Below are 22329 nucleotides of genomic sequence, written 5' to 3' on the forward strand. Positions count from 1 at the left end.
CGGCTAGAACATCCGCCAGGCATTGTCGTTGCCCCGTTGGAGAATGCACGTGTTGGATCAAACGCAGGTCGAACGGCTCGAGGCCGAGGCGGTCAACTCGGCCAAGACGCGACAGCCCCTCTATGCCGCGCGCAAGAAGATATTCCCCAAGCGGGCCTCCGGGCGTTTCCGTCAGTTCAAATGGCTGGTAATGGCCATCACGCTCGGCATCTACTACCTGACCCCCTGGTTGCGCTGGGATCGCGGCGCCTTTGCTCCCCACCAGGCCGTTCTGCTCGATCTGGCCAACCGCCGCTTCTATTTCTTCTTCATCGAGATCTGGCCTCAAGAATTCTACTACGTCGCCGGGCTCTTGATGATGGCAGGCGTCGGCCTCTTCCTCGTCACCTCCACGGTCGGGCGCGCCTGGTGCGGCTATGCCTGCCCACAGACGGTCTGGGTCGACCTGTTCCTGGTTGTCGAACGCGCCATCGAAGGTGACCGCAACGCCCGCATCAAGCTCGACGCCGCGCCATGGAGCGCGCGAAAGCTCATGCTGCGCATATCCAAGCACGCCATCTGGCTGGTGATAGCCGTCGCGACCGGCGGCGCGTGGATATTCTATTTCGCCGACGCGCCAACGCTTGCCATGGACGTGGCAAGGGGCACCGCCGCCCCTGTCGCCTATGTGACCATTCTCATACTGACCGCCACCACCTACACGTTTGGCGGGCTCATGCGCGAGCAGGTTTGCACCTATATGTGCCCATGGCCGCGCATCCAGGCCGCCATGTTGGATGAAAACTCGCTGACCGTCACCTATAATGACTGGCGCGGCGAGCCGAGGACGCGGCATGCCAAGAAGAGCCTGGCCGCCGGACAATCGGTGGGCGACTGCGTGGACTGCAATGCCTGTGTGGCGGTCTGCCCGATGGGGATCGATATCCGCGACGGCCAGCAGTTGGAGTGCATCACCTGCGCGCTGTGCATCGACGCCTGCGACGGCGTCATGGACAAGCTTGGCCGCGAACGCGGCCTGATCGCCTATGCCACGCTTTCGGACTACAATGCCAATATGTCGCTTGCGACCGCCGGCGGCACCACGCCGGTGAACCCGGCTCTCGTCAGGACGGCCAAGGGGACGTTCGCCGACGGCCTGGCCCACTTCCATCTGCGCAACATCTTCCGCCTGCGCACATACATCTATCTCGGCACATGGTCGGCGATCGGACTGGCGCTGGTCTATTCGGTGGTGACGCGCGACCGTCTCGAACTCAATGTCCTGCATGACCGTAATCCGCAATTCGTCACCTTGTCGGATGGCTCGATACGCAACGGCTATACCGTCAAGCTGTTGAACATGATCCCAGAGCCGCGGACGATCGAGGTCAGCCTGCAGGGGCTGCCGGGCGCCGAAATGAATGCTGTTGGTATCGATCTCCCGGCGGCCCAGTCGTTCACGACAATGGCCGACCCTGACCGGTTGAAGATGCTCAAGGTCTTTGTGCGCCAACCGGCGGGGCAGGTCGCAAGCGCCGCGCAGACATTCAAATTCCGGATCAAGGACCAGGGCGGCGTCGAGTCTGCCGAATACATCGCCACATTCAATGCACCGGAGATCGTCAAGTGAGCGCCCAACCACAGAAAGTCCGCGAATTCACCGGCAAGCACATGCTGTTCACGATCGTCGGTTTCTTTGCCGTCGTCATCGCCGTCAACGTCACCATGGCGACCCTCGCAAGCACAAGCTGGACCGGGCTGGTGGTCGAGAACACCTATGTCGCCAGCCAGCAATTCAACCAGAAAGCCAGGGAGGGACGCGCCCAGGCAGCCCTTGGCTGGACGGCCAAATTGACGATCGCTTCCGGGGAGGTCGGCTATTCATTGACCGACGCGACCGGCAAGCCGGTCACCTTGCGCGCGGTAAAGGTGCTGTTTCGCCATCCTGCTTATGAGGCAGAGGACAAGGTTGTCATTTTGGCGGCAGGCCCGGCTCAGGAATTCAGTGCCCGGCATACTCCGAAGGACGGTGTCTGGATTGTCGAGATCGATGCCGATGCCGGCCTGGCCGAGCCCTATCGCGATGTACGCAGGATCATGATTTCCAAGGGGACGATGCCATGAGCTGCTGCGCACCCGGCGCTGAAATGGCATTGGACTATACCATCGCCGTCATGCCATCGAGCGCCGAGATCAAACTGGCGAGCCGAGCGCTCGGTGGTGACCTCCACCAGACCGACCTTTCGGTGCCATCCGTTCATTGCGCTGCCTGCATCCACACGATCGAAACGGCACTCTCCAGGCTCGAGCACGTCGAAAGCGCTCGCGTCAACCTGTCGACGAAGCGCGTATCGGTGCGCTGGCACGGTGACGAGGTGCCGCCCTTGTTCGCAACCCTTGGCCGCTCGGGATACCCAGCGCATCTCTTTGATCCCGAGGTGGTCGGGAAAGACAAGGCGCTATCCGAACTTATCCGCGCCGTCGCGGTCGCCGGTTTTGCCGCTGGCAACATCATGCTGTTGTCGGTTTCGGTCTGGTCCGGCGCCCAGGGCGCGACGCGTGACTTATTTCACTGGGTCTCGGCGCTGATCGCCGTCCCGGCCCTGTTCTTTGCCGGTGGAATCTATTTCCGTTCGGCGGCGAACGCGCTCCGCCATGGCCGCATGAACATGGACGTGCCGATCGCGGTCGGCGTTTCGCTGGCTTACGCCATGAGCCTTTACGAGACGATCAACCACGGTGAGCACGCCTATTTTGATGCTTCCGTATCGCTGCTGTTCTTCTTGCTGATTGGTCGCACGCTCGACCACGTCATGCGCGAGCGGGCGCGGACGGCCGTCAACGGCCTGTCGCGGCTGGCACCGCGCGGCGCCGTCATTTTGCGCGGTGAAGGCGTCCGCGAATATTTGCCGGTCGGCGAGATCCTGCCGCATATGCAGCTGTTGATCGCGGCCGGAGAGCGAATCCCGGTTGACGGCACCATTCTCGGCGGCACCTCGGATCTCGACTGCTCGCTGGTTTCAGGCGAGAGCACGCCCAGGACCGTCGGTACTGGCGCGCACATCCAGGCCGGCATGCTCAATCTCACCGGTCCCCTCACGATGGAAGCGACAGCCGCCGCGAAGGATTCCTTCCTGGCGGAAATGGTCCGGTTGATGGAAGCCGCCGAGGGCGGTCGATCGAAATACCGCAGGATTGCCGATCGGGTCTCGGCCCTCTATGCGCCCGTTGTCCATCTTGCCGCCTTGCTGACGTTTCTCGGCTGGATGGCGGCAGCCGGCGACTGGCACCAGGCAATGACGATCGCGATCGCGGTTCTCATCATTACCTGCCCATGCGCGCTGGGTCTTGCCGTGCCGATCGTTCAGGTTGTCGCGGCGCGGCGTCTGTTCGAAGCCGGCGTGATGGTCAAGGACGGTTCGGCCATGGAGCGTCTGGCCATGGTCGACACCGCGCTGTTCGACAAGACTGGAACGCTGACGCTGGGGCAACCGAGGCTGATCAACGCTTCGTCCATCGACCCGACAATGCTGGCGATCGCGGCCGACATGGCCACGCATTCCCGCCATCCCTTTTCAAAAGCGATAGCCCGCTTTGCGAGTTCCTCCGCACAACCCAAGCTCGAAGCGGTCAGCGAGCACCCGGGCTTCGGCATGGAGGCCGTCACCGAGGGCAACACCTGGAGGCTTGGCCGCCGCGGTTGGGCAGGCTGGAAGGCAAGGACCGGCGGCGAAGGCAAAGCTGGCGGCTATGGTGGGACAGTGCTGACCAAGAATGGGATGATCGTCGCCACTTTCGCATTCGAGGATGCCGTGCGCGCCGATGCCAGGCTGGCGCTCGAGAAACTGAACGACAGCGGCGTTTCGATCCAGATGCTGTCTGGCGATACCGCCAAGGCCTGCGGCGAAGTCGCCGGCACTTTGGGTATCGAGGACTACGTCCCGTCGCTCCTGCCCTCCGGCAAGGTCGAATGCGTCGAGGCACTGACGAGGGCGGGCCATAAGGTGCTGATGGTGGGTGACGGGCTCAACGACACGCCGGCGCTCGCGGCCGCTCACGTCTCGATCGCCCCAGCGACGGCCGCCGATGTCGGCCGCAACGTCGCTGACTTCGTCTTCCTGCGCGAGAGCCTTATCGCCGTGCCGCTCGCCATCGAAGTGTCGCGCAAGGCCAAGCATCTGATCCGCCAGAACCTTGCCATCGCGATCATCTACAACGCAATTGCCGTTCCGATCGCCATCACCGGACATGTGACGCCACTTATCGCGGCTATCGCGATGTCCGCCTCATCCCTGATCGTGATTGGAAACGCCATGCGCCTGCAGGCCTTCAAGGGTCTGTCGTTCGCCGGCACCAAGCCAGGCCGGCGCGCAGGTACACACGTAGCGGCGCAACCATCATGACCACACTCGTCTACCTCATCCCGGTAGCACTCCTTCTTGGTGCCCTTGGACTTACCGGCTTTTTGTGGGCCCTAAGAAGCGGTCAGTATGAGGACCTCGATGGCGCCGCCGAGCGCATTCTCATCGACCGCGATGACGGCGCGGCCCCTCGTTCCAAGTGACCCAGATCAAAGCGCCGCGGGTCGCGATGTCCCATTGTCGTTGACGAAAAATCGGAGGGTGAAAATGCTAGCCGAAGCCATAATGACCAAGCCGGTCATCACGACGGATGGGAACGCGACGATCACTGAAGCGGTCGAGCTCATGCTTTCAAGCAAAGTCAGCTGCCTCCCCGTGATGGATAGCGACGGTGCCCTGGTTGGCATTTTAAGCAAAAGCGACTTGTTGCGCCGAGAGGAACTTGGGACTGAGCGGATGCGTCCTCGTTGGCTGGAGTTTGATCTCGGGCCAGGTACAATCGCCAACGACTATGTTCGTTCGAACGGACGCATCGTCCACGAGGTGATGACCACAAACGTCATTTTCGGGCCTCCAAGCGCCTCGATTGCAGATATTGTCGACCTGATGATGCAACACCGCATCAACAACGTGCCTATTGTCGATCGGGAAAAGGTCGTCGGCATCATTACAAGAACTGATTTGCTGCTTGTCCTGATCGGTGCCCTGCCTAAACAGGACACCACGTCAACCGATGACGGCCTGATCCGCAAGGCTATACTTGCCGAACTGCAGGGCCAATCGTGGAGTGGTGGTGACTCGATTGATGTCAGGGTCAGCGAGGGCGTTGTCGAACTGACGGGGGCTATTGTCGACGAGCGTCAACGCAAGGCAGCAATCGTTGCGGCGGAAAACGTTGCCGGCGTCCGGCAAGTGAGGGACAACTTCCGCAGAGATCCGTTCTCGGTCACGATGGTTTCGTAGCTGCAAGAAAAGGCGGCAACGCAAAGCCGAGCCGTGCCGGTTCTGCTTTCCTCCCACTTCCCATTGGACTTGAAGTCGTCGGCGACTTTCTTCGGCATATATGGCACTCGTCCTGCTTGGCGAGCACGCTGGCGGCAATCAAGACGCCGTTGTGGTGAATGCGATGGTGGACTCTCCCGGCATGGTCGGGACGCAATGATCGCGGCACCGGTTCTCAGCCGCGAGGTTAGCGGTTCGAAATGATTCAGATCAAGGACGGAGGGACCGAGATCTCGATATGAAAAGGGAAACTATCCCAGGAGGCAACCATGCAAGCCGAAGCGATTATGACGACACCGGTTATTGCAATTCACCCTTCTGCGTCAGTCGCCGATGCAGCGGCACTAATGCTTGCCAACAAGATCAGCGGCCTTCCCGTTGTTAGCAGCGACGGTGAACTCAGGGGCATTGTCAGCGAGGGCGACTTCCTTCGCCGCCGAGAACTGGGCACCGAGCGCAAGCGCCCACGCTGGCTGGAATTTTTGATCAGTTCGGGGAAGGCCGCCGAAGAATATGTCCTGGCCAACGCACGGCGCGTCGACGAGGTGATGAGCGACAGCGTCGTCACCGCAACGCCCACAACGTCACTTGCAGCAGTCGTCGATCTGATGACCCGTCACAATTTCAAGCGCATTCCGGTCGTCGCCGAGGGAAAGGTGGTTGGCATTATCACCCGCTCCGATCTCGTTCGCGCGTTGGCGGGCGTCTTGTCAAACACGTCGTCAGCTGCGGCCAGCGACGAGGAGATACGAGACAGGATTGTCGCAGAACTCTCGGTACAAAAATGGGCTCGAGCCGACATGGTCGGCGTCGCCGTGGAAAATGGCGCGGTGGAACTGAGCGGCGCCATATTCGACGAGCGCGAACGCCAGGCGGCGATCGTGGCCGCGGAAAACGTCCCCGGAGTCATATCGGTAAAGGACAGTCTTTTCTGCGCTGGACCCGTGTCCGTCATTCTCGTTTCTTAGACCTTAAGCTTCGGCTGATGTCCTTAGCCACAGGCAGTGGTCGCTCGCGTGCAGCCAAGCAATCTCGGTGAACGGCTTGTCGTCCGCCTTGCTCCCCTGCCGAGCTCCCCCTCGTACTTCAGGCATTAAGCCACACGCCTTGGGCATAGGACGCTCGTCATGTGCCCGCGACAAAATGCCAGCGCATAGCGGGGTAAGCCTCCGCCGCTTTCGCCCTTTCTGCTCAGGTCGCGGTGAACTGTATCATCAATGGTCTTACCAGCAGAAGCGCGAACGCAATGAGCGCCGCGCCAGCGACCCTGTCTGCTAGGCTTCCGTCGTCGCCAAGCCTCCTGCCAAGCAGAACCCACACCGACCCGGTGGCAAGCGTGACGAGGAGCAATACAATCCAATAGATCGCCAGCGAACGTGGCCCGCTATCCGTTGGCACGATTGCCAGGCAGTAGATGAACGCCTTTGGATTGATAGCACTGGTTGTGAGCACGGAAATTCCGCCGCCTTCTCTGGGCGAACGGATCTTGGTACTCAAAAGGAGACGTAGCCCGAGGGCTCCAAGCCACAGAGCTGCGATAAGCTTGAGGGTTTCGCTTGCCCCGGGCGGCATCCACGGACGCAGCGAAAACCAGCAGGCGGCAGCAACCCCATATCCGCATGCCTGCGCAGTCAAAAGCGTCAACGCCCTATGCCGCTTGACGCCTCCCGCCAGCAAAAGGGCGTTGGTTGGCCCCGGCGCGACAAAGAGCAGAAAGGCTTCGAAAAGAACGAGGGGGTCCAAACTTCTTATCCTATGGATGCAAGACCACCATCGACTGCAAAAGCGCCGGTTGCGTTGATACGCGTCAAAACTCAAGCGTCAACATGGTGCTGCCCGATGCGGTATCGGCCTCCCGAAGGCCAAAAGCTGGTCGAGGCCCTACTCGCTTTTGCTTTGCTCCCAAACGCCCCTGGCCTTCAAGCCATCGGCGACTTCCTTGGGCATATAGCGCTCATCATGCTTGGCCAATACGCTGTCCGCGATGAAGACGTGATCCGGACCGAAGGCGCCCTCGGTGATGACGCCCTGCCCCTCGCGAAAGAGATCAGGCAGAATGCCGGTATAGGTGACCTTTACCGACTTCTGCTCGTCGGTGACGAAAAAGACGACGCTGGTGCCTTCCCCGCGCACGATGGTGCCCTTTTCGACGAGGCCGCCAAGGCGGATGCGCTGGCCGGGCTGGACGGTTGCCGTGGCGAGCTCGGCAGGCATGTAGAAATAGGAAGCCTTCTGGCCGAGCGCGTAGAAGGTTAGACCGGTAGCTGCGCCCAGAAAGGCCAGTCCGGCCACGATCACCGACAATCGCTTCTGTTTTCGCGTCATATCTTACTCCGTCGCCGTTACGCCGAGCGAGACGGCAAAGGCGGTGAATTTCCTGGCTTCGTCGCTGCCAGCGCCAAAGGCAGCTAAGGCACGGCTGAGCGCGTCGCGCGCCTGCACTGGCTTGCCGAGCACGGCATAGGATCGAATGAGCTGCATCCAGTCCTGCAGGTCGCGCGGATTCTGCTTCAGCCGGCTATCGAGGCCGGCGACCATGGTTTCAATCATTGCCTGGCGGTCCTGCTGCGGCATCTGTCGTGCCGCTTCCATCTGCTGGGCGTCCGGGCCGTTGACCGGGGCTTCGGCGGCAACCGATGGTTCGGCCGCCTGCCCGAGCGCCTGCTGGACGGCGCCAAGCCAAGGAGAATCGGGCGGCAGCGTCTCAAGCATCTTTTGCCAGGCGGCGGTGGCTTGCGCCCTCTTGCCCTCCTGCGCCAAGCCCATCGCCAGGTAGAAGCTTGCCTTGGCGTTTGCGGGATCGAGCGTTAGCGCCGCCTGGAACGCGGCTTGCGCGTCGGCCGATACGATGCCGCCGGCGGCGTTGGCGATCGCTTCGCCGAGGCCCGTCTGGCGAGCGGCGCTGCTGCCGTTTAGGCGGATCGCGTTACGATAGGCGGTCACCGCCGCGGGGAAGCGCTGCAGGCGCAGATAGACGGGCGCCAGCACGTCCCAGCCCTTGCCGTCGGCAGGGTTGGCGGCAAGGTGGGCTTCGGCGCGGGCGATCAGCGCGTCCACGGAGGAATTGGTGGGGCTGTTGGCAAACCTTGCTGCCAGCGGCTGCGAGGGGAGAGCCGGCGAACCGAGCTTGCCGTAAAGGCCCCAGCTCACCAACGGTATTGCCAAGACCGCGACTGTCGCCACGAATTGCGTGACGCGCGTGGACCGTTTCGTTTCCGCACTGGACTCGGCGGCAGCGAGACGCAAGATGCGGCGGCCGATCTCGGCGCGCGCTTCCTCCGCCTCTGCCGAATGGATCAGGCCACGCGCCACGTCACGGCCGAGTTCGGCAAGCTGATCGCGATAGACTTCGAGATCGTGATCCGCGGCGGCGGGACCGCCCTTGATCCCTCCGATCAGCGGCAAAAGCACCGCCAGGCAAGCGCCGAGCGTGAGGGTTGCGGCTATGACGCAGAACAGCATGGCTCTTCCAATTGAGGCAGGCCCGCTTGCCAATACTGAGAACGATATCATGACCGCGGATGGATCTGGACCAACCCGTTCGGGTGGATTTTACATCGTCCGCGCCACGCGGTTTGTCAGCGTTCGGCCGGATTTTGGCGAGCAAGCCTACGGGACCTTCCGGCTTTCATGACCGCCTCGAGATGTCTGCATTAGCGATGGTCCGAAATAGACTGCAAGCGCGCGATCAAGTCACTGTTGCGGCAATAGGCAGGAGGATGATCGGCGTGCTGCGTTTCGTCGAGCCAAGCCGCGCATTCGTCCTGATGGCCGCAAGACCGGCATCTGTCCACGGCACGATTCGAGACTGCAACGTGATCCGCGACGACCTTCAGCTGCCTGTCGACCCCCAGTTTGCGCATCATACGGCCCATCAAGGCCGTTCTCGCGTCAACCGTGATCAAGTAATCGAGAAGACTCATGTCGCTCACTCCTTTCCCTGCGGTTGTAGCCAATTTGTGGTGTTCGACATTGATCTGGATCATCTGGCTAGCGCTTGGCTCTGTCTGTTCCCGATGCTCGTGCGCCAACCTTTTTCATTGTCCTCGACCGAGCACTGCCGCGGCTGCCCTTGTCGAACAGCCAACGCTTGGTGAGTTCGGACGCCACCACATAAAGGGCTGTGATTCCTACCAGCCCCGCGAGCACTGGCAGGGGCAACGGCACAAAGCCGAACCAAGGAGCAAATGGGGTATACGGAATAAGCACGGCCACGACGGCAATGCCAAGCGCAAGGCCGGCAAGCAAGCGGCTTGGGCGGCTTACCCAGAAAGCCTTCTGTGTCCGTACGATCAGCAGGATGGAGAGCTGGGTAAGCAGGGATTCGACAAACCAGGCTGTCTGGAATGTGGTTACGGCGGCGTGCACGATAAAAAGAAGAAAGGCAAAGGTCACGAAGTCGAACAACGAACTGACGAGGCCGAAACTGATCATGAACCTGCGCACGAAATGGATGTCCCAGTGGCGGGGTCGCCGCAGCTGATCCGCATCGACATTGTCGCCGGCGATGGACAAAGCGGGGATATCGGAGAGGAAATTGTTGAGCAGGATCTGCTTTGCCAGGAGCGGCAGGAATGGCAGGGCCAGCGAAGCGGCAGCCATGCTGATCATATTGCCGAAATTGGCGCTGGTTGTGATCGAGATGTATTTCATCGTGTTGGCGAAGGTCTTTCGGCCGTCGTCGACCCCGAGCACCAGAACAGCAAGATCCCGCTTGAGCAGGATGATGTCGGCGGCTTCGCGCGCGACATCGACGGCGGTGTCAACCGATATGCCGATATCAGCCTCATGTAGCGCCGGTGCGTCGTTGATGCCGTCGCCGAGGTACCCGACAACGTGGCCGTTTCTGCGGAGCGCTTCGACGATACGCTCCTTCTGGTTAGGATCGATCTCGACGAAGAGATCCGTGGAGCCGACACTGGCGAACAGCCCATTCTTCGTCATTTTCGACAGGTCTTCGCCGGTCATGATCCTGTCGGCACGAAGACCCACGGCTTGCGCCAGATGCGCGGCAACATAGCGGTTGTCGCCAGAAATGACTTTTACCGCGATTCCGCGATGGGCAAGCGCCGAGAGCGTTTCCTTCACGCCCACTTTTGGCGGATCGAGGAAAAGCAGAAAGCCGGCAAAGCCAAGCGCGCTTTCATCGCTCCTGGTGAATTTCGACTGGCCTGCGAACCGCCGGATCGCGAGCCCAAGCACACGATAGCCCTGCGCGCTCCAACGCCGAAACTTGTCGTCAATCGCCGACCGTTGCCGCTCGTCCAAGGCGCCGAGTTTCCCATCGGCGCCGAGGGCGAAGTCGCAAACCTCAAGAATGTTCCGCACAGCGCCTTTGCTGATCAGAAGCTGTTCAGCCTTGTCGTCGAGGACCACGACGGACAGGCGCTTGCGAATGAAGTCGTAGGGAATTTCTTCGACTTTGGTGAACGCTGACGGATCGAGGTCTCCAAGCGGAGTGGTTGCGATTGCCTCGTCGAGCGGGTTCTTCAGTCCGGTCTGAAGCGTTGCATTGAGGTAGGCCCACAGTTGGATATTGCCTGACGGGTTGCCTTCGACATCTAGGCATCCGTCGAGATGAATAACGCCCTCGGTCAGAGTTCCTGTCTTGTCCGTGCAAAGAAGATCCATGCTGCCCAGATTCTCGATGGCATCGAGTCGACGCACAATGACGCCGCTCGCCGCCATGGTCCGAGCCCCTCGGGCAAGTGTTACGCTGATGATTGCAGGCAGCAGTTCCGGCGTAAGCCCGACGGCGAGCGCCAGGGAAAACAGAAGCGATTCAATCAGCGGCCGTCCAAGCATCAGATTGGCGAAGAAGACCATGATGACGATAGCCAGCATGATTTCGGTCATCAGGTAACCGAACTGCCTGATGCCACGGGCAAAACCGGTTTCTGGGATACGGCGTTCGAGAGCGCTCGCGATAAGCGCGAACTCGGTGCTCGATCCCGTGGCCACGGCAAGCACCTTCGCCTTGCCGCTGCGAACCGAAGTGCCGGCAAAGACGGTGTTGGCCCGCTGCGCGATGCCAGCCTCGGGGGCGGAGCGTCCCGCCGACTTCACTACCGGGAAGGTCTCGCCCGTCAGCACGGCTTCGCTGACGTTGAAATCCTGCGATTCCAGAATGACGCCGTCGGCCGGGATGAGATTTCCAGCCGCGAGGCTGATCACGTCGCCAGGGACGATGTCCTGAGCGTCTATCGAACGTTCAAAGCCATCCCGCAACACGCTGGCCTTGCGGGAAATGCGCTGCCGGAGCGCTTCCATGGCGCGGGACGCGCCATACTCTTGCGTGAAGCTCAGGATGCAGCTCGCCAGCACGATCACGCCGATGATCGCGGCTTCATTGCCTTCGCCGACGAAGCCCGACACGATCGCCGCAAAAATGAGGATGAGAACCAGCGGACTGCGGAACTGGCCGGCGAAAACAGCTGCGGCCGATCGTCCAGACCGCGACGCCGTCAGCGTGTTTCGACCAAATTTTGCCAGCCGGGCCGCCGCGTCCACACCGGACAGCCCGGATGTGGACGTCTGCAGTTGCTTCACCAATTGCCCTGCGTCAAACGACCAATAGGCTTCCGGCAAATGGCGAGCCGGTTGCGTGTCGCCCGCCCCGTATGTCGAGTGTTGCACCAGATCGATTTTGCCGATCGACATCACAGTCTCAGTACGACATCAGACGATTGATGCCGCTCTCCTGCAGAAGCGTCCGGGTCATGCCGCCGAACGCCCATTCCCGCAACCGGCTGTGACCATAGGCGCCAGAGACGATCAGGTCCGCGTGGATAGAGCGCGCAAACACCAGGAGGCGTTCTCCATTCTCCTCGCCCGAAAGTATTTCGGTCCTCGCCATGATGCCGTGATGCTCAAGATAGACGGCTACGTCGGCGAGGCTGTCACGGACATTGTCATCGGGATTGCCATCGATCGTGGCGACGACCACCTCGTTGGCCTTCGACAGGAAGGGCAAGGCATCGGCGATAGCTCTGCGCGCCTCCCTGGTATCCTTCCAGGCGACAAGCGCGGTCTTGGCCAGGACATGCTCGAAATTGCTCGCTGCAACGAAGACCGGCCGGCCGCTCCCGAGTGCCAGGCTTCCGATATCGACGGCGCGAAAGACATTTTCGCCCTCCTCCCCGCCGGTCACGATCAAATCGCAAGCGCGGGCAACTGTGCTGAGCAAGCGGGTTGGACTGCAGACCTGCTGCATCCATTCGCTGCTGATTGAGGACGGAACCAGCCTCTCGAACGCGCCGCGCAGTTCGGCAAGCCGCTTTTCGATTTCGGTGCGCTGGATCTGCATGACCTCGCCCTCGTAGACCAAACCCTCGCCGGTCGAGACCAATGGCGGAACATCCGCCGCCGCAAGGCCGATCAGATGAGCGTCGAAGCGCCCAGCAAGGCCGGCGGCAAGTTTCACGATAGGCGCGGGATCGGCGTCCACGGCGAGGTTGACGATTATTGACTTGTAGGACATGAAAACGCCTCGCGCTCACGATGGTCGGGTGCGCCAAACTTTGCATCGGGCGGGCGCCACCGCCTTGATGCGGGTCAAACGACGCTGGCTGGCCTATCCCACCGGCCATGGCTCTTGGATCGGTTTGCGTGCGACGGGATGAGTGCTACATCAGCCGGTACTACCGGTTCTCAACTCCAAGGGCAGCAAGTGAGCAAGAAGGCGCCAGTCTCATCCGACCGGGAAACCGCGCCGCCAGTGCTTTCCGAGGCTAACCGGAAGGAACCGCGCGGCGCCGCGGAACATGAGCTTCTCGCCCTGATGTTTGACCAGGCGCCCGGTTTCATGACCTTGCTGAGCGAACCCGGCCATATCTTCCAGCTGGCCAATGCCGCCTATCAGAGTTTGATCGGTCATCGCCAGGTCATTGGCAAATCGGTGCGCGAGGCCTTGCCCGAGCTTGAGGGTCAGGGCTTCTTCGAACGGCTCGATCAGGTAAGCGAGACGGGCGAGCCCTATGTCGGACGCAGTGTCAAGGTCGTCCTTCGCAATGCGCACGATGGAACCACGGAGCAACGCATCCTCGACTTCGTCTACCAGCCCATCAAGGCTGAGGACGGTCACATCACCGCGATCTTCGTCCAGGGCACGGATGTCAGCGACCTTTCCTTCGCCAATGCTGCCCTGCAGTTGCGCGAGGACCATCTGCGCTCAATTCTGGCGACGGTTCCCGACGCAATGGTCGTCATCGACGAGCAGGCGCGTATCCAGTCCTTCAGCACCGCGGCCGAGGCGCTGTTCGGCTATAAGTCAAGCGAAGTCATCGGAGCCAATGTCAGTATCCTTATGCCGTCACCCTATCGGGAGGAGCACGATGAGTATTTGCACCGGTATCTGAGCACGGGCGAGCGCCGGATCATTGGTCTGGGCCGAACCGTAACAGGGATGCGCAAGGACGGTTCGACGTTTCCCATGGAACTTGCCGTCGGCGAGATGCACCCGGGGACGGGACGTTTCTTTACCGGCTTCTGCCGCGATCTCACCGAGCGGCATAAGGCGGAAGCCCGCATACAGGAGCAGCAGCAGGAGCTGCTTCATATGGCTCGCTTCACCGCGCTGGGCGAAATGGCTTCGACACTCGCCCATGAGATCAACCAGCCCCTGACGGCCATCACCAACTATCTCAAGGGCAGTCGCCGGCTTCTGGAAAAGAGTAAGGATGACAACGCCGATATGTTGCGTGAGGCCGTCGAGCAGGCCGCGGAGCAGGCCTTGCGCGCCGGAGACGTCATTCGCCACCTGCGGGATTTCGTCGCCAGAGGCGAAAGCGAGCGTCAGGTTGAGCGTTTAACGACAATTATCGAGGAAGCCTCGTCCCTTGCCCTGGTGGGCGCAAGGGAAGCCGACGTGCGCGTCAGCTATGAGCTCGACCCGGCAGCAGAACTTGTCTTGACCGACCGCATCCAGATCCAGCAGGTTCTGCTCAACCTGATGCGCAACGCGGTGGAAGCCATGCAGGGAGCGCCACGTCGTGAACTGCGAGTGGTTACCAGGACACGCGCGGACGGCATGGCGGAGGTCAGCGTGAAAGACACCGGCCCCGGCCTGGCGCCGGAGATTTCGGCGCAGCTGTTCCAACCGTTTGTCACCACCAAGAAACAGGGCATGGGTGTGGGGCTGTCCATTTGCCGCACTATCGTCGAATCGCATGGCGGTCATATCTGGGCTGAGGCAATGCCTGGGGGTGGAACAGCTTTCCGGTTCACCCTGCGCATTGTCGAGAAGGATGAGGTCGCCAATGGCAAGCAATGAAGTCGTGCACGTGGTCGACGACGACGTCGACGTTCGAAAGTCGCTGGGATTTCTTCTCGCAACGGCTGACTTTGCCGTGCGCCTGCACGAGTCGGCCACGGCCTTTTTGGCCACGGCGACGAAAGATATTGAAGGCTGCATCCTTACCGACGTGCGCATGCCAGGCATCGATGGTATTGAATTTCTGCGGCAGCTGAGAGCGCGCGGACAGACTGTCCCCGTGATCGTCATGACGGGTCACGCCGATGTTGCGCTGGCTGTTCAGGCGATGAAAGAGGGAGCTGCCGATTTCATTGAGAAGCCCTTCGACGATCAAATCCTCATCGATGCAATCCGCCTGGCCCTGGATAATCGTAGTCATTCGACTGTCGCCCACCCGCAAGCCTCGGAGATTCACAAGAGCCTGTCCAGCCTTTCGGAGCGCGAGCGGCAGGTGCTTGACGGTCTGGTCTCGGGCTTGCCGAACAAGACAATTGCCTATGACCTTGGGATAAGCCCACGAACGGTCGAAATCCATCGTGCGAATGTCATGAGCAAGATGCGCGCCGGCAGCCTGTCGCATCTCGTGCGAATGGCGTTGATTGCCGACTCCAAACATTAGGACGAAACAGGACGCGAATCCGCCTGCTTGCTGCCTGGCTCCCAGTCACGCCAATGGGTCGGACGGATGTCGACGCGAGCACCAGTCGTGGCGGCCTTCCAGCCTTCTCGCGCTTTTTCACACGGAAATACGAGCGTGTGCGGGCCGTCTTCATCGATGACGGCCAGTTCGAGGCTGCGGCCATATGGGGCGCTTGCGATCGGATTCCACATCGAGCCATCGTGAATGAAGGGCTCGTGATACGCTTTGATTTGAATCATTTTTCGCGGCCGCCAAGTGCTGTTCGCGATGATTTAGGGTTAGCACACCCATCGAGCCGCACAGTTAGCGTCTGCCCGAGCATGGCGGCTCATGAAGAAGCCCGCATCGCCGGAACGAAGGAACCGCGAGTACGCGATCTGCGTCACCGCGCAGACGGCTGGCGAAAAGTTCAAATCATCGACGACGACGAGACACGTGGTCGTCGACGCCCTGCCCCTGCTCGTTGGCGCTCGTGATGTGCTCATTGCAACCGTGCGCGATGCAGAGCTGGCACCGCGCGAGAATGTGGCCGACGTCAAGCTCTTCCTTGGGCGCCACGGCGCCAAAGCCCGCTCGGAAATACTGGATCGGCGCCTTGGAGAGGCTTCTGAAGCGGCCCTTCAACTGGCAAGCACTATAGCCGCCGATCTCGTTGTGCTGGGTCGCTATGGGTACAGCCGTGTGCAGGAGGCACACGACAAACCCTCAATGGCGAGCGGATCATCCACCGGATGAACCTACTCCAATCCGCCGATCGCAAAAGCGTGCCCAAGCACCGCGATCCTCTTGAGACGAGCTATCGAACACATCAATGAATTGACCTGGCTCAATGCGAGCCTGCCCGCCAAGCACAAAGGTGATGCCACGAGCTTCGACGAGGTGTCGCGGCCATTCCGTTCCCTCAGGAGACTTTGACATGAACTACCGGCGGTTCTTCGAAGAAGCGATCGACCAGCTCCATGCGGAGCGTCGCTATCGTGTCTTCGCCGACCTCGAGCGCATCGCGGGCAAGTTTCCGCGCGCCATCTGGCGTTCTAATGGCCGCGCCGAGGAAATCACCGTCTGGTGCTCCAACGACTATCTCGGGATGGGCCAGCACCCCGATGTCATCGCCGCGTTCCAGGAAGCGGCAGGCAAGATGGGGTCGGGCGCCGGCGGCACACGCAACATTTCCGGCACGTCCAACCCGTTGGTCGAGCTCGAGCATGAGCTTGCCGACCTGCACGGCAAGGACGCCGCCCTGGTCTTCACCTCCGGTTTCGTCTCCAACGAAGCCTCGATCTCGACCATTGCGCGGCTTCTGCCCAATTGCCTGATCATCTCGGATGAGTTGAACCACGCTTCGATGATCGAAGGCGTGCGGCGCTCGGGCGCCGAGAAGAAGATCTTCCGCCACAATGACGTCGCGCATCTGGAAAGCCTGCTGCAGGCGGCGGGGCGCGAACGCGCCAAGCTGATCGTCTTCGAAAGCGTCTATTCGATGGATGGCGACATCGCGCCGATCCGGGAGATCGTCGAACTCGCCGAGCGCTACAATGCCATGACCTATATCGACGAGGTCCATGCGGTGGGCATGTACGGACCGCGCGGCGGTGGCATCACCGAGCGCGAGGGCCTGGCCGACCGCATCGACATCATCGAAGGCACGCTCGCCAAGGCGTTCGGCACGCTGGGCGGCTATATCACCGGCACCAGTGCCGTGATCGACGCGGTGCGCTCCTATGCGCCGGGCTTCATCTTCACCACGGCGCTGCCGCCGGCGATCGCCGCCGCGGCCACCACCTCGATCCGCCATCTCAAGCGCTCGCAGGCCGAGCGTGACGCCCAGCAGCAGCAGGCAGCGCGGACCAAGCAGATCCTGTCGGCGGCCGGCCTGCCGGTGATGGACTCTCCGACCCACATCGTGCCGGTGCTGGTTGGCGATCCGGAACTCTGCAAGATGGCCAGCGACCGCCTGCTTGGCGTGCACGGCATCTACATCCAGCCGATCAACTACCCGACCGTGCCGCGCGGCACGGAACGTCTGCGCATCACGCCGACGCCGTTCCATTCCGATGCGCTGATCGCGGGACTGCAGGACGCGCTGGTCGAGACCTGGGATGCGCTCGGCATTCCCCACGGATCCGCCGGCCGGCCCGCGGTGGCGAAGAGCGATCGGATCGTTCCCCTGGTCATGGCGAAGGCCGGAGGCTGAAGCTTGCTCCAACCCGAGAGGCACCCGCTGCAATGGTTGCAGGGATACACCGGTTGGCGCCTGACGTGGCCCGAGAGCGCCCTGCCTGATCATCGAGCCTTCAAGACATCAGGCTAGGGCCACGACACCAATTGCATAATTCTTGCCGTAGGCTTTGGCGCATTTCGGACAGGTTGTATAGAAGAAGTACACATTGCGCGCCTTTGTGTTTCGAGCGCGCGCAACCTCCCGCATCTCCTCGTTCCAGGTCTTTGCCTGGCTGTATGGGCCTTCGCACACCTTCGTCACATAGTCGCCACTCAGCGTGGTCATTTCCTCGCCGGGGACGGGTTTCGAAACCGCGAACAGATGCTCGCTCCTCCAAGGCGAGATATCCCTGCTCAGCACAATGAATTGACCATTGTCGCAAGCGCCGGCGTCGTCGATGTGCTTGTTGACGCGCGCAAACACCTTGCCCATGTTCACCGGGACATGCATGACGCTGCGCGTTGTGGCTTTGACAAACCGCTTGTCCTTGAAGTGCAGTTCCTGGCCGTCCCAACCCACCGGGTTAAACCTGGGGCAGCAGCCGGTCGTATTGACGCTGCCGTCATATCGAGGGGTTTCGTTCGTCTGCATGACCGGCCTCCAATTTGCACCAACAACAATCCAAAATGAAGGCGGCGGCGTCTCGACCCCACAACATGAGCCGGTGACACCATGGGTGCGGTGAAATCACAGACGTCCGGCCTCTGCCTAGTGCGATAACAGGACCGGCAGCCGCAGATCGCTAAGAATGCCTTCGGTGGCTCCGCCAAGCACAAAGTCCCTGATGCGGGAATGGCCATATCCGCCCATGACAAGCTGCTTGCCGCCGATCTTGAGAGCGTGCTCCTGTAGAGCGGTTCCGATTGAACGATCTCCCGCCTGGATAGGGGCGGCCTCGGCCACCAGGCCACGCGCCCTCAAGCCCAGCGCAAGGCGTTCACCGATGCCATGTCCCGGAAGCGGCTTTTCGTCGGTCACGGTCAAAACGGTGATCATCGAGGCGCGTTCAAGAAACGCCTGCGCATCCGCAACAGCCCGTGCGGCTACCCGACTGCCATCCCAGGCGATGACGATATGATCCAGGATACCGACTTCCATGGCATCAGGAAGAAGCAGCGTCGGTCGACCCGAACCGAACAGCAGCGCTTCGGCCATCATCCGCGCCGTCTGGTTGCCTGCCGCCAGGCCGACCAGACCAACATCGAAATATCGGGAATGCTCCGCGGCAACATCGCCCATCAAAGCCGGTGATGCCGTCAAATCCTGCGTGGTAAGCGTCACACCGCCGCGCGCGGCTTCTTGGACAATTGCCTCGAGAAGAACTTTTCCGCGCTTGCGACTGGTCGCCTCGGCCTCTTGTATCTTGTAGGGCAGATCCAGCAAAAGCTTTGAGAGGGCGTTCGAAACGTCGGGAATCTCGACATCAATGGCAACAGCATGCAGCGCTGCGTTGATCTGCTTGACGAGGGCAACCGAACTCGCTGCGATTTGCAGCGAGTTTGCGTCAGGATAGGTTGACAGGAAGAGCGATGCTATTGTTTTCACCAGGGCCTCCATTGGGGGACGGTCGGCCGCCGTTCCTTCGAGATGTGTCGTAGTCGCGATGGACAAGACGCGCTTTGATCCACCGCAAATGCTCATCGCTCTATGGTGGAGCATTTCAGGCACCCGCATGTTTGCGAGGAATTTGATCCGGCTCAATGCTCAAGGCCTTCCGGCGCCTAAGAATGGATTTCAATCTTCAAGGAGCGCCGCCATGGGTCATTGTTCTCACACGTCCTTTGCCGACTTCACTCATGCTGCCCAGCAGGCGCAGCAGTGGGTCAGGGAGCTTGCCAAGGAACTAGGCTGGAGCGAACCGAGCGCGTGCCGTCTCCTGAGGTCCGTTCTCCACACAGTGCGGGACTGGCTATCGCAAGCGGAAATGGCCGATCTTGCGGCGCAGTTGCCTGTTTTGGTGCGCGGCATCTACTTCGAAGGCTGGAACCCATCGGCGCCGCCGCGTGAGCACAAGAAGCGCGACTTTGTCCTCCACGTCAGAAACAGTTTCGGCTACGATGAGGAGATTGATTTCGATGTCGCCATCAGTGCCGTTTTCAAGCTTCTCGACCGTCACATTTCGCATGGTGAGATCGTACAGGTCAGAAACTCGATGAAGAAGTCGCTGCGAAAACTGTGGCCGGTGGATTGACCAATGTTCCGCGACCGGGAAGAGGCTGGAGTGAAGCTTGGCCTGGAACTGAGCAGGCTTCAACTGCACCGGCCCATCGTGCTGGCATTGCCGCGTGGCGGCGTGCCCGTCGCAGTGGAAGTGGCCAGGGCCCTCAACGCTCCTCTTGACCTGCTTATCGTCCGCAAGGTCGGCGCCCCGGGTAATCCCGAGTTGGCTGTTGCCGCAATCGTCGATGGCGACCCTGGCGACGTCGTGTTGAACCGTGAGATTGTCGAGACCTATGCGCTCGACGAAAGCGAGCTACGTGCCTTGATTGCAAATGAGCGGCCGGAACTCGAACGCCGGCGCGCGGCCTATCGCGGGAAGACCAAACCGATCTCGATTGCGGGAAAGACCGCTATCATCGTCGATGACGGGGCCGCGACCGGTACGACCATGAAAATCGCGGTCCGCGCCCTCAAGCGCCGGTCGCCGAGGGAAATCATCGTCGCAGTTCCCGTTTCACCGCAAGAGACGGTCGCCGCGCTGGAGCAAGAAGCGGACCGTGTGGTCTGCCTTAGTCAGCCAGGACAGTTCCGGGCCTTGGGCCACCACTATCTGCGATTCCCGCAACTCTCTGACAACGACGTTGTCTCCGCTATGGACGAGGCTGCCCAGCTGTACAAGACTGGCCGGCGGCACGTTTCCGGCCTAGGTCAAAAGCCGTGAAGAACAGGAGATCGCACTGATGCAGATCCGCACGCTTTCTGTTTTGGAATGTACTAAATTGCTGACGGCCAATCGCGTGGGCCGCCTGGCATGCGCAAAGGATGGGCAGCCCTATGTCGTGCCCTTCTACTACGCCCATTCGGACGCTCATCTCTACGCGTTTTCCATGCCGGGCAAAAAGATCGAATGGATGCGGGCCAATCCGCTGGTGTCCGTCCAGGTCGATGAACATGGCCAGGGGCGAGGATGGAAAAGTGTCATTGCCGACGGCCGATACGAAGAACTGCCTGACCGGATCGGCCACAAGCTTGAGCGGGATCATGCCTGGTCGGTGTTGAGCAAGCACTCCGACTGGTGGGAACCCGGCGCACTCAAGCCGGTCGTTCCTCCCACCGCCGACAATACACCGCACGTTTTCTTTCGGATCCTGATCGAGCAGGTGTCCGGACGAGAAGCAAACGAGTAGTCGCCCCATCAAATCTTGCGAGAAATGAAAAGGGCCGGCGCAATCTGCACCGGCCCTTTTTCTCCGCGGTTGAATTGCTATCGCGCCATCAAGACCGGCAGCGACTGAGCCTCAAGCACCGATTTCGTCACGCCGCCGAAAATGCGCTCGCGCAAGCGGGAATGACCATAGGCGCCCATCACCATCAGCTCGGCCGCAACGTCGCCGGCATGCTGGCGAAGCACGTCGGCAACTGAATGGTTCGAGCTTGTGAGTCGTTCGACAGTAACCTTCACCCCATGCCGGGCGAGATAGGTCGCAGCATCGGCCCCCGGCTCCGCACCGTGATGGAATTCGTCCTCGATCGGATCGACCATGACAAGGTGAACCTCTTCTGCGCCTTTCAGCATGTCGAGCGACTCGCGGACGGCGCGCGATGACTCAAGACGCGCGTCCCATGCAATGAGGATGCGTTTCGGCTTCAGCGTCGGCCGCGACCCCTCGGGAACGAGCAGAACGGGCTTTCCCGATGAGAACAGCGTGCCCTCGATGACTTTATCCTTGAGCGTATGGCTTGCCAGCAGATCCGGTCCGAGAATGGTCAGATCGGCGTAGCGGGCACGCCTTCCGATGACGTCGTCCGCCCATCCCATGTCAGGATAGTCGTCGCTCAGATCGGCCGATACGGAGCTCTGGGAGAGAAAGCCGGCGACGTCAGAAATTCGTTTCTCAAGCCTTTTCACCTCGGCCTGACGTTCCTCCAGCCAGGCCGGTGAGACGACGGCGGCATACTCGCCGCCTGAGGGCGGTGCGGCCAACTCGAGAACGAGCACGGAGAGATGGGCACCGATCTGTTCGCACAGGTCAGCGACGAGCTTCAGATCGCCCTCGCCCTGGTTCGGTCCGGTAACCGTAAGCAGTGTCCTGAAAGTCACGGCGGCAACTCCTGATTTCGATTGAAAGATCAGTCGTGGTTTCAGTCATTAGCGAGGGTGCCCGATGCGTTCATTGCGCTGAATCAAACAACGTGACCGCGTCGGCATTTGATCCGCATCAACGCACTCGCGGACTGGGGCTGTAGGTTTCAGTCGATCAATCGGGGAAACGCAGATGAAATTCCTGATCGCGGCGATTTTGGCGGGATTGGCCCTCAACGCGGCTGGCGCCCAGGAACTCGGCAACGGCAAGGCGGAATACATGAACTCATGCGCCGTCTGCCATGGCCCTGAAGGCAAGGGGGACGGCCCGTTGGGCGACGAGTTGTTGAAGCGGCCGAGCGACCTGACGCGCCTCTCCAGGCGCAATGGCGGCGAATTCCCTTATTGGCGCGTCTTTGCCGTCATCGACGGCCGCGGCATGGTGGCGGCGCATGGCGATCGCGACATGCCGGTCTGGGGCCGGCAATTCCTTCCGGGTGACGTGAAGAAATATGGCTCGAATGCCGGGGAAATCGTCACTAGGGAACGGATCCATGATCTGGCCGGTTATGTCGAGACGCTGCAGCAATGAGCGCAGATCGCGGAAACAAGACACATCAAGGAGGCCGG

Annotated in this window: 24 protein-coding genes; 14 read left to right on the forward strand and 10 right to left on the reverse strand. The window is 60.9% G+C overall.

The annotated features are described in order from the left end of the window. Positions 1-43: 43 nt before the first annotated feature. From ccoG to JN279_RS31985, 6 genes are all read left to right on the forward strand, one after another. Positions 44-1609, forward strand: a complete 1566-nt coding sequence (gene ccoG, locus JN279_RS31960) for a cytochrome c oxidase accessory protein CcoG (protein ID WP_446720377.1) — start codon at positions 44-46, stop codon at positions 1607-1609. Further along, positions 1606-2103, forward strand: a complete 498-nt coding sequence (locus JN279_RS31965; protein ID WP_202351172.1) for a FixH family protein — start codon at positions 1606-1608, stop codon at positions 2101-2103. Before ccoG ends, JN279_RS31965 begins: the two co-directional genes overlap by 4 nt. After that, positions 2100-4382, forward strand: a complete 2283-nt coding sequence (locus tag JN279_RS31970; RefSeq protein WP_202351173.1) for a cation-translocating P-type ATPase — start codon at positions 2100-2102, stop codon at positions 4380-4382. The genes JN279_RS31965 and JN279_RS31970 overlap by 4 nt, the downstream gene beginning before the upstream one ends. Continuing rightward, entirely contained in the window at positions 4379-4543 is a 165-nt protein-coding gene (ccoS, locus tag JN279_RS31975) for a cbb3-type cytochrome oxidase assembly protein CcoS (protein WP_202351174.1), read from the forward strand. Before JN279_RS31970 ends, ccoS begins: the two co-directional genes overlap by 4 nt. A 64-nt stretch (positions 4544-4607) precedes the next feature. Next, entirely contained in the window at positions 4608-5303 is a 696-nt protein-coding gene (locus tag JN279_RS31980) for a CBS domain-containing protein (protein WP_202351175.1), read from the forward strand. Between the two features lie 308 nt (positions 5304-5611). Then, on the forward strand, positions 5612-6310 hold the full coding sequence (locus JN279_RS31985) for a CBS domain-containing protein (protein ID WP_096454957.1): 699 nt from the start codon (positions 5612-5614) through the stop codon (positions 6308-6310). Positions 6311-6533: 223 nt separating this feature from the next. On the opposite strand, the gene JN279_RS31990 is transcribed toward JN279_RS31985, so the two are convergent. The 6 genes from JN279_RS31990 to JN279_RS32015 form a co-directional block, all read right to left on the reverse strand. Then, entirely contained in the window at positions 6534-7085 is a 552-nt protein-coding gene (locus JN279_RS31990; protein ID WP_202351176.1) for a hypothetical protein, read from the reverse strand. A 138-nt stretch (positions 7086-7223) separates the two neighbouring features. After that, positions 7224-7667 carry a cytochrome c maturation protein CcmE gene (gene ccmE / locus JN279_RS31995; protein ID WP_202351177.1) on the reverse strand — a complete coding sequence of 148 codons (444 nt, stop codon included), beginning with the start codon at positions 7665-7667 and terminating at the stop codon, positions 7224-7226. 3 nt (positions 7668-7670) lie between these two features. Then, a complete protein-coding gene (ccmI, locus tag JN279_RS32000) occupies positions 7671-8804 on the reverse strand; it encodes a c-type cytochrome biogenesis protein CcmI (RefSeq protein WP_202351178.1) in 1134 nt (377 codons plus the stop codon). Positions 8805-8995: 191 nt separating this feature from the next. Then, positions 8996-9328: a DUF6455 family protein gene (locus JN279_RS32005; protein ID WP_244734216.1), complete on the reverse strand. Its 333-nt coding sequence runs from the start codon at positions 9326-9328 to the stop codon at positions 8996-8998. A gap of 4 nt (positions 9329-9332) precedes the next feature. Continuing rightward, a complete protein-coding gene (mgtA, locus tag JN279_RS32010) occupies positions 9333-12002 on the reverse strand; it encodes a magnesium-translocating P-type ATPase (RefSeq protein WP_202351179.1) in 2670 nt (889 codons plus the stop codon). 7 nt (positions 12003-12009) lie between these two features. Continuing rightward, a complete protein-coding gene (locus tag JN279_RS32015) occupies positions 12010-12822 on the reverse strand; it encodes a universal stress protein (protein ID WP_096454947.1) in 813 nt (270 codons plus the stop codon). A gap of 138 nt (positions 12823-12960) precedes the next feature. On the opposite strand from JN279_RS32015, the gene JN279_RS32020 reads away from it, so the two are divergent. Both JN279_RS32020 and fixJ read left to right on the forward strand, forming a co-directional pair. Then, a complete protein-coding gene (locus JN279_RS32020) occupies positions 12961-14613 on the forward strand; it encodes a PAS domain-containing sensor histidine kinase (RefSeq protein ID WP_274608609.1) in 1653 nt (550 codons plus the stop codon). Further along, positions 14600-15214: a response regulator FixJ gene (gene fixJ, locus JN279_RS32025; RefSeq protein WP_096454945.1), complete on the forward strand. Its 615-nt coding sequence runs from the start codon at positions 14600-14602 to the stop codon at positions 15212-15214. Before JN279_RS32020 ends, fixJ begins: the two co-directional genes overlap by 14 nt. On the opposite strand, the gene JN279_RS32030 is transcribed toward fixJ, so the two are convergent. Further along, positions 15211-15474 (reverse strand): hypothetical protein, encoded by a 264-nt coding sequence (locus JN279_RS32030; RefSeq protein ID WP_342216288.1) that lies wholly within the window; start codon positions 15472-15474, stop codon positions 15211-15213. The genes fixJ and JN279_RS32030 overlap by 4 nt on opposite strands. A gap of 91 nt (positions 15475-15565) precedes the next feature. Between JN279_RS32030 and JN279_RS32035 the strand changes: the two genes are divergently transcribed. Together JN279_RS32035 and hemA are read left to right on the forward strand one after the other, a co-directional pair. Beyond that, complete coding sequence (locus JN279_RS32035) at positions 15566-15970, forward strand: universal stress protein (protein WP_096454943.1); 405 nt, start codon at positions 15566-15568, stop codon at positions 15968-15970. A gap of 181 nt (positions 15971-16151) precedes the next feature. Continuing rightward, positions 16152-17429, forward strand: a complete 1278-nt coding sequence (hemA, locus tag JN279_RS32040) for a 5-aminolevulinate synthase (protein WP_096454942.1) — start codon at positions 16152-16154, stop codon at positions 17427-17429. A 108-nt stretch (positions 17430-17537) separates the two neighbouring features. Here hemA and JN279_RS32045 read toward each other — a convergent pair whose 3' ends face one another. Both JN279_RS32045 and JN279_RS32050 read right to left on the reverse strand, forming a co-directional pair. Further along, positions 17538-18047 (reverse strand): hydrolase, encoded by a 510-nt coding sequence (locus JN279_RS32045; protein ID WP_096454940.1) that lies wholly within the window; start codon positions 18045-18047, stop codon positions 17538-17540. A 117-nt stretch (positions 18048-18164) separates the two neighbouring features. After that, positions 18165-19001, reverse strand: a complete 837-nt coding sequence (locus JN279_RS32050) for a universal stress protein (protein WP_202351180.1) — start codon at positions 18999-19001, stop codon at positions 18165-18167. 58 nt (positions 19002-19059) lie between these two features. Between JN279_RS32050 and JN279_RS32055 the strand changes: the two genes are divergently transcribed. Genes JN279_RS32055 through JN279_RS32065 form a run of 3 tightly spaced genes read left to right on the forward strand, consistent with a single transcriptional unit; the run spans position 19060 to position 20803 of the window. Beyond that, complete coding sequence (locus tag JN279_RS32055; protein WP_244734217.1) at positions 19060-19647, forward strand: DUF2267 domain-containing protein; 588 nt, start codon at positions 19060-19062, stop codon at positions 19645-19647. A 3-nt stretch (positions 19648-19650) separates the two neighbouring features. Then, entirely contained in the window at positions 19651-20337 is a 687-nt protein-coding gene (locus JN279_RS32060) for a phosphoribosyltransferase (protein WP_096454936.1), read from the forward strand. Positions 20338-20356: 19 nt separating this feature from the next. After that, positions 20357-20803: a pyridoxamine 5'-phosphate oxidase family protein gene (locus tag JN279_RS32065; protein ID WP_096454934.1), complete on the forward strand. Its 447-nt coding sequence runs from the start codon at positions 20357-20359 to the stop codon at positions 20801-20803. 77 nt (positions 20804-20880) lie between these two features. Here JN279_RS32065 and JN279_RS32070 read toward each other — a convergent pair whose 3' ends face one another. Then, positions 20881-21717 carry a universal stress protein gene (locus JN279_RS32070; protein ID WP_096454932.1) on the reverse strand — a complete coding sequence of 279 codons (837 nt, stop codon included), beginning with the start codon at positions 21715-21717 and terminating at the stop codon, positions 20881-20883. Between the two features lie 175 nt (positions 21718-21892). Here JN279_RS32070 and JN279_RS32075 point away from each other — a divergent pair, with 175 nt between their 5' ends. Beyond that, positions 21893-22291: a c-type cytochrome gene (locus JN279_RS32075; RefSeq protein ID WP_096454930.1), complete on the forward strand. Its 399-nt coding sequence runs from the start codon at positions 21893-21895 to the stop codon at positions 22289-22291. Positions 22292-22329: the final 38 nt, after the last annotated feature.

Source organism: Mesorhizobium sp. 113-1-2 (assembly GCF_016756475.1).
GTDB classification, from domain to species: Bacteria; Pseudomonadota; Alphaproteobacteria; order Rhizobiales; family Rhizobiaceae; genus Mesorhizobium; species Mesorhizobium loti_C.